The following is a 7,420-nucleotide window of genomic DNA, read 5'->3' as shown; positions in this document are numbered from 1 at the left end:
GGAGTATGCATAACCCAGGCGGTAAACGAAGGAGCACCACTGGTATACGGATCAATGCCTACAGTATTCGACATGCAGACGACAATAGGATCATATGCAGCACCGGAATTCCACCTTGCAATAGCGGCAGCATCTGAAATGGCCGACTACTACGGACTGCCATTCTTCGGAACGGCTTCATGCAGCGATGCAAAGACTGTAGATCCTCAGGCAATGGCAGAAGTGACAATGGAATTATTCTCAACATCATTAAGCAAGGCCAACATAGTCCACGACATAGGAGTAATGGACCACTGCAACAGCGTTTCGCCTGCAATGGCAGTGCTTGCAAACGAAGTAATAAACCAGATGAAGAATTATTGCAAGGGAGTTGAAGTCAACGAGGAGACCCTGGCACTTGATGTAATACAGGACGTAGGGTTCGGAGGACACTATCTGCAGCATACCCATACATTCTCAAACTTCAAGGAGATATGGTATCCTGAACTCTTCGGCAGAAAGATGGAAAATCCCGACGAGTCTGAAATCATGACAAATGTAGTGAAGAAAATTGAAAATATTCTTGAAAATCATACCATTCCCGAGCTGGATAGTGATATACTAGAAAAGCTTGCTAAATGGGAAGAAAAATACAAGTAAGGGATGATTAAATGGAGTCAACAGTAAGAAAAATCCACGACAATACCATCAGAATACTTGGCGAAATAGGAGTGAACCTTTATTCTGACTCTGTAATTGAAAAAATCAAGAAACACGGCATCAAAGTTGAAGGCAAGACTGCTTTCTTTACTGAAAAGCAGATAATGGACGCTGTGGCAAAAGTGCCAAAATCCTTTGACGTCAAGGCAAGAAATCCAAAACACGACATGCATATAGGCGACAATGATGTTGAGTACTGCCCGGGTTATGGATGTACGAACATAATAGAACCTGACGGTACTCTGAGGGAAGCTTTAAGGGACGACTATGTGAAATTTCTTAAGCTCATTGAAGCATCAGATGTATTCAACATAAACGGAGGACTGGCAGTACAACCTTGTGACATAAATGCAGACAACAGTCATATGATCATGATGAGTGACATTCTGGAGTATTCCAACAAGTGCATCATGAGCATACCGGGACCAAGAAAAAGTGTTCAGGAACTTATGGACATGATGACAATAGTATTCGGAGAGGAAGAACTGAAGAAGGAAGGGAAGTCGCTGACTCTCATCAGTACTGTAAGTCCTCTGGTAATCGATGAACACGCACTTGACAGCATGGAGGTATGCATAGAGTACAACCAGCCAATGATAATCACTCCGGGACCCATATCCGGAGGAACCGGCCCAATAACACTTGCGGCCAATCTGTCACTGGGCAATGCGGAAGCCCTTGCAGCAATCTGCATAAGCCAGATACTCAAGGAAGGTACACCTGTAATATACGGACTTCTTCCAACGACATCAAACATCAGGAACGGATGTATATCCATAGGATCGCCAGGATTTACCCTTCAGTCAAAATACAGTGCAGAGCTTGCCAGATTCTACGGCTTGCCAAACAGAAGCGGCGGCACTCAGTCTGATGCCAAGGGTGTTTCTGTTCAAAGTGGTTACGAAGCCATGATGAATATGTTTTCAACCAGATTGAACGGAGCCAATTTTGTGATACACAGTGCAGGAATATTGGATTCTTTCGGTGCCATGTCATACGAAAAGTTCATATGCGATTTGGAGATAATCAGCATGGTGGACTACTACTTCAAGGATGTGCCTGTAACTGAAGATGATCTTGCCTTTGGAGCAATAAAGGAAGTTGGCCATGGTGGACAGTTCTTGAGCAATTCCCACACTTTCGAAAGATGCAGGACGGTACCATGGTTCCACAGCATAGGATCAAACGACATACTTCCAGACAACAGGATGTACGTTGAAGGCTTAGGCAGCAACATGGAAAAAGAGATAGGAAAGCTCATTGACAGCTACAGAAAGCCTGAGATGGACAGCATAGTCAAGAAACAGCTTGATGAATACTTAAGCGTAAGAAATGTCATAAGATAAAGCGTAGTTGATTTTTGCATGAAAAAAGGAGAATTGGTGTTTATTAGCTAAAAAACATGAGGGAGAATAGTTTTTATGAGTAATGATAACAGAAACTGGATTGACAAATCGGACAAACTTGTACTTTTTTCAGCATTGATAATTTTGGTGACATTCATTGGATGGGCAATGATAAACCCTGATGGAATGTTTGCAGTAATAGGAGTTGTATTCAACACCCTGACAGGAGCATTTGGATGGGCGTACCTGTTGGCGGGAGCCGTATTTTTAGTATTTGCACTTTGGCTGGCATTCGGACCTTTTGGAAATGTCAAGCTCGGCAAGGATGATGAAAAACCACAGTATTCATTCTTCTCATGGTTTGCAATGATCATTGCATGCGGATACGGAGTTGGACTTGTTTACTGGTGTGTTGCAGAGCCTCTAAGCTTCCTGCAGTCTCCTCCATTCGGAGCGGAGCCAATGACTGCAGCTGCAGCTGAAAGAGCAATGGCACAGTCTTTCTTCCACTGGGGATGGGTTCCATGGGCAATATATATGACAGTTGCTGCCCCGGCAGGATACTTCATATATAGGAAAGGCGAGCCGCCTCACTTCAGTACCTTCCTTAGACCTCTCTTCGGCGACAAGGTTGAAGGAAAAGCATTCAGAGTACTTGACGGATTCCTGGTATATGGAGTTATAGGTGGGGTTACTACTGCGACAGGTCTGGGAATAATGCAGCTTGCAGGCGGTCTTAACAGTTTGTTCGGCATTCCGATCACAAACATGACTTATGTAGTAATCGGCGTATGCTGGGCGGCATTGTTTACAGCAAGTGCAGTAAGCGGTATAGATAAGGGTATCAAGGTATTGAGTAATATCAACATTCCTCTGTGTATAGGAATAATGATAATTGTATTCATACTCGGACCTTCATCTTTCATAATGAACACTACACTTTCGGGTGTAGGTGACATGCTTCAAAACTTCCCAAGAATGATGCTTTGGACTGACAGTCTGCAGACAAACTACTTCCCGCAGTGGTGGACAATATTCTACTGGGCATGGTGGATTGCTTCCGCTCCTTCAACAGGACTGTTTGTTGCAGCGGTATCAAGAGGAAGGACATTCAAGGAAATCGTACTTGTACACCTTGGAGCTGCACCGATAGCTACATGGATGTGGTATGGAACATTTGGATCTACAGCAATAGACATGGAATTAAACCAGGGTGTAGGCCTTGTTGAATCGATGAATGCAAATGGAACAGGATCTACAGTATTTACACTTTTGGAGAGGCTTCCTATGGGAGGAGTGCTTTCGGCGCTGTTCCTGGTACTTGTATTCATATTCCTTGCTACTACAGTTGACTCATACTCATACGTATGTGCTCAGGTTACAACAAAGAAGGACGGAAATCCTCTGTTCCCGCCGAAGCCAACAAGAGCTTTGTGGGCAGTAAGTATAGCAACACTGGCAATAACTTTGGTTCTTATAGCGAGTGGTGAGATAACAGGGCTGCAGACTTCATCCCTTGTGGCTTCTATAGTCATTACAGTAGTTATGGTGCTGATGATGGTATCAATGGTCAAGTCCCTCTATGATGAGTTCGGTGAGGAAATAAAGGAAAAGAGAAGAATGGTATCCAAGAAAGCTGTTTATATCGATGACGAACCAATGGAGAAAACCAACTAATAAAGGTTTGTTTGGCTTAGGATCAAAAAATGAGTTTTGAAAATATTGCATAAATGACTGACATCAGCAAGAACCTTGCTGCAATTATGATGGAAAGTGCTTGATTCAAGGTTGCAAATGCTGGAGAATAAGGTTATTGAAGCGATGGAAGAAGAGGAAAAAGCTCTTTCAGCATAAATCACAATAAAACACAATAAAATAAAAAAGAATTCCGGATTCCCGGGATTCTTTTTTTACATGACGTTTTATCATTTAATATCATAAGCCTTAAGCTTATACTGCAGATTCTGTCTGGTAAGTCCAAGCTGTCTTGCAGTCTTGCTTACGTTGAAACCGTTGTTTCTGTATTCATCGGATATTATCTGCTTTTCCATGTCGGTAATAATTTCCTTGAGGGATTTGCCCGATTCCCTGGGTGATCCGGAGGTCAGCTTGCCCTTCGAATAGTTGTCGTAGAGATATTTAGGCAAATGGTAAGTGTCTATTTGAGTATCGTTGAAGTCTGCCAGATAAAGGGATTGATCTATGACGTGCTTGAGTTCCCTTATGTTACCAGGCCAGTTGTGTTTTATCAGCACATCCTTGGCTTCATCCGAGATATGCATTATTTTCTTGCCAAGAACATTGGAATGGTTCATTATAAAGAAATCTATCAGTGATGGTATGTCTTCCTTCCTGTCCTTTAAATTCGCCAGTTCAAGAGATATAACCGCCAACCTGTAGTAGAAGTCCGCTCTTATCTGTTTCCTTTTTACAGCATCGCGGGGGTCCTGGTTGGTAGCGCTTATGATCCTTACACTGATTGGAATTTCCCTGTTGCCGCCAACCTTTCTTATTTTCTTTGTCTCCAGTGTTCTCAATAGCTTTGCTTGAAGTTTCATGCTCATTGAGTTGATTTCGTCCAGGAACAAGGTGCCGTCCTTTGCTGTTTCAAACAGCCCTATGCTTTCCGTAGCTCCTGTAAAGGCTCCCTTGCATGTACCGAAAAGGGTGCTTTCAAGAAGATTTTCCGGTATTGCAGAACAGTTAATTGCTACAAAGGGTCCGCTTGCAATGCTGCTGGCATTGTGTATCGACTGGGCAAAGACTTCCTTGCCGGTTCCTGTTGAGCCTATTATCATTACAGGGGCTGTATTCCTTGCCGCTTTTTTTGCCTTTTCGATTGACTTTGCAATACTATTTGACTCACCTATTATATCGTTGAATGTATAGATTGTACCGTTGTTTCTTTTTGAAATGTTAGTGGATGAAAGGTCATGCTCCAGCTTTTGTATTGTGTTTGCCATCTTGATGTAGTCACCTATGTCCCTGAATACGCATATTGCTGCTATGACTTCAGATTTGTCTTTTGAAAATACGGGATATGTGGAGCTGATAACATCTAGAGGATGTCCGTCGTAAGTAGTGAACTTAACATGCTTGTTTTTGAGTACTTCGCCGGTCTTCAATACCGTAAGGGGAAGAGAGCCGTAGGGGTTTTCCTTGTTCTTTGATATTGTATATACATCCCCGAGCTTCTTTCCCAGGATGTCTTCCTTCCTGTGGCCTTCAATCTGTTCACAGCCTTTGGAGTAGCATATTGACCTTCCTTCCTTGTCGAAAATCTGTATGCACATATCTTCAACGGCTTCCATTTCTCTAATAGGGAGACTTTGCTCCTCTAATATCTCTATAATTTCCGGACTTAAATTTTCAGTATCCATTAATTCCTCCAGTTCCAGTATACCTATATTATACATGCAGGAAACTGGGCATGCAAAAGATTTTTACAAAAATACATGAAATCCTCTGGATTCAAGGGCAAAGGTTTTCTTTGCAATTGAAGAGGTGCATAAATATTTGCACTATTGTTTATTGCTTAACAAAGCCTGGGGGGAACAATACATGAAAAATGTTGAAAAATAGAGGTTTTTAAAAATTTTCATAGAAAAGAAAAATTGGCACGCTAATTGCTTATATGTAGGTGCAACAAGGATTTAATCAAAGATGCGATTAAGTCAATTAAAACAAAAATAAAAATATAATTTAATTATCAAGGAGGACCATTTAAGATGGCAGACATGAGTTATTTGAAAGACAAGCCAATTGCAGTGCTTGGAGCAGGAGCAGTAGGCAAGGCCATAGCAGCAGACTGTGCATTGGGCGGAGCAAAGGTAAGGCTTTGCGATCTTGAGCCTTTTGCAGAGAAGACATTGATGAACGTGGAAAGAGTAGGAATCAAGTTCTACGGAGAGCAGGCAAACCTTTACGGATTCGAGAGAGAAGGATTCGCAAAGATGGAAAAGGTTACAACAGACGTAGCCGAGGCAGTAGAAGGAGCAGGAATCATTGTTGTGGCAACGCCAACATTCGGACATGTTCCATTCTTCGAAAGACTCATTCCGCTGCTAGAAGACGGACAGGTAATCCACATCTTCCCTGACAACTTCGGATCGCTCATCTTCAGAAAAATGATGGAAGAGGCAGGATGCACAAAGGAAGTAATCGTGGGCGGATGGTCAAGCTCTACATACGGAAGCCGTGTAGACAAGTACGGTGATGTAATCACCCACAAGATAAGGGTATACTACAGGGCAATCACCCTAAGGGGAGCTGCAATGCCTGCAAAGGATACTGAAGCATTCATAGAAAGTTCAAAATACCTTCCATCAATGGACGCAGTAACTTTCGGAGACGGAGCAGTAGCAGGAGACACGGTTCTCGATACAGGATTCTCAAATGTAAACCCTGTACTTCACTGTCCTGGAGCAATCCTTGGAGTATCAACAATGGAAAACTTCGGAAGAGTATTCGGAGAAGACAAATACAAGTTCTCAATCTACTCTCACGCATACTGCGAGTCAGTATCACAGGTACAGTATACATTCTACACAGAGGAATGCGAGCTTGCAGCCAAGCTTGGAGTAGGAATCCAGCCATACGAGAAAGAGCACTTCTTCTCAAGGGAAAACGTACTTGGACAGGAATACATGGGACTTGACTATGTTATACCATTCGACCAGCAGGATCCAATCCAGTATGGAACAGGACCTTTCACAATGGAGAACAGATATATAACAGAGGACATTCCTGTAGGATGCCACGTATATCATGAGCTGGGAAAGGCGTACGGAGTCAAGACTCCTGTAGTTGATTCAATGATCAACCTTGCATGTGCAATACTGCAGAGAGACCTTACAGCAAACGGATACACTCTTGAGTATCTTGGAATCGACAACATGAGTGTTGAAGAGCTTAACACTTACCTGAGGGAAGGCGTTAAAGCCAAGGTTATGGCATAAGGAAGAATCAGCAGAAAAAAGCCGGCTTCAATGAAGCCGGCTCAAATCAGGAACCAAGTGAAGAATTGGGTTATTTATATGAGATGGTTGCTGGGAATGCTTAAATTCATCGAATTTAATCCTTGCCAACAGCCAAGATAGTGATGAATTTTACTAGAAATGAAATAGACATTAAGAGAGGAAAGGAGTAAGAATGACAACAGTAAAAAGAAACATTAATTTTTCAGTACTGAATCAGGAAAAGATTGACATGATTCATGAAAAGAGCATGTATCTGCTAGAAAACGTTGGTATGAAAATGACCGGCGATAGAACTCTAGAGAAACTAAAGGAGAAAGGAGCGATAATCGAAGGGGACATTGTAAAATTCCCAAGAAGCGTAGTGGAAGAAGCCCTTAGGACTGTACCCAAGGAAGT

The 7,420-nt window shown here is 42.5% G+C and carries 6 protein-coding genes; 5 read left to right on the top strand and 1 reads right to left on the bottom strand.

Translation table 11 applies throughout. The features are described from left to right. The 3 genes from BUB05_RS18120 to BUB05_RS18110 all read left to right on the top strand — a co-directional run. Positions 1 to 639, top strand: a 639-nt coding sequence (locus tag BUB05_RS18120; protein ID WP_175548600.1) for a trimethylamine methyltransferase family protein, incomplete at its 5' end; no start/stop codon positions are given. An 11-nt stretch (positions 640 to 650) separates the two neighbouring features. After that, the gene (locus BUB05_RS18115) at positions 651 to 2,045 is read left to right on the top strand and encodes a trimethylamine methyltransferase family protein (protein WP_073051165.1); all 1,395 of its coding nucleotides are present in this window, start codon (positions 651 to 653) and stop codon (positions 2,043 to 2,045) included. 75 nt (positions 2,046 to 2,120) lie between these two features. Next, on the top strand, positions 2,121 to 3,722 hold the full coding sequence (locus BUB05_RS18110; protein ID WP_073051163.1) for a BCCT family transporter: 1,602 nt from the start codon (positions 2,121 to 2,123) through the stop codon (positions 3,720 to 3,722). Between the two features lie 248 nt (positions 3,723 to 3,970). Here the strand turns inward: BUB05_RS18110 and BUB05_RS18105 are convergent, their stop codons facing one another. Then, positions 3,971 to 5,425: a sigma-54 interaction domain-containing protein gene (locus BUB05_RS18105; RefSeq protein WP_073051161.1), complete on the bottom strand. Its 1,455-nt coding sequence runs from the start codon at positions 5,423 to 5,425 to the stop codon at positions 3,971 to 3,973. Positions 5,426 to 5,773: 348 nt separating this feature from the next. Between BUB05_RS18105 and BUB05_RS18100 the strand changes: the two genes are divergently transcribed. Together BUB05_RS18100 and BUB05_RS18095 are read left to right on the top strand one after the other, a co-directional pair. Continuing rightward, positions 5,774 to 7,003, top strand: coding sequence for an NAD/NADP octopine/nopaline dehydrogenase family protein (locus BUB05_RS18100; RefSeq protein WP_073051159.1), 1,230 nt, complete (start codon positions 5,774 to 5,776; stop codon positions 7,001 to 7,003). Positions 7,004 to 7,196: 193 nt separating this feature from the next. Continuing rightward, positions 7,197 to 7,420 (top strand): trimethylamine methyltransferase family protein (locus BUB05_RS18095; protein WP_175548599.1); only part of this gene is annotated, 224 nt, incomplete at its 3' end.

It is taken from the genome of Dethiosulfatibacter aminovorans DSM 17477, from assembly GCF_900142005.1.
In the GTDB taxonomy this organism is placed as follows: Bacteria; Bacillota; Clostridia; order Tissierellales; family Dethiosulfatibacteraceae; genus Dethiosulfatibacter; species Dethiosulfatibacter aminovorans.
Note: the sequence above shows the minus strand (reverse complement) of the source record. Positions and strands in the feature narration are given on the sequence as shown.

What these genes read in the sequence shown, in the direction of transcription:
- BUB05_RS18115 (WP_073051165.1), top strand. Translation starts at nt 651, where the DNA reads ATGGAGTCAACAGTAAGAAAAATCCACGACAATACCATCAGAATACTT.
- BUB05_RS18110 (WP_073051163.1), top strand. Translation starts at nt 2,121, where the DNA reads ATGAGTAATGATAACAGAAACTGGATTGACAAATCGGACAAACTTGTA.
- BUB05_RS18105 (WP_073051161.1), bottom strand. Translation starts at nt 5,425, where the DNA reads ATGGATACTGAAAATTTAAGTCCGGAAATTATAGAGATATTAGAGGAG.
- BUB05_RS18100 (WP_073051159.1), top strand. Translation starts at nt 5,774, where the DNA reads ATGGCAGACATGAGTTATTTGAAAGACAAGCCAATTGCAGTGCTTGGA.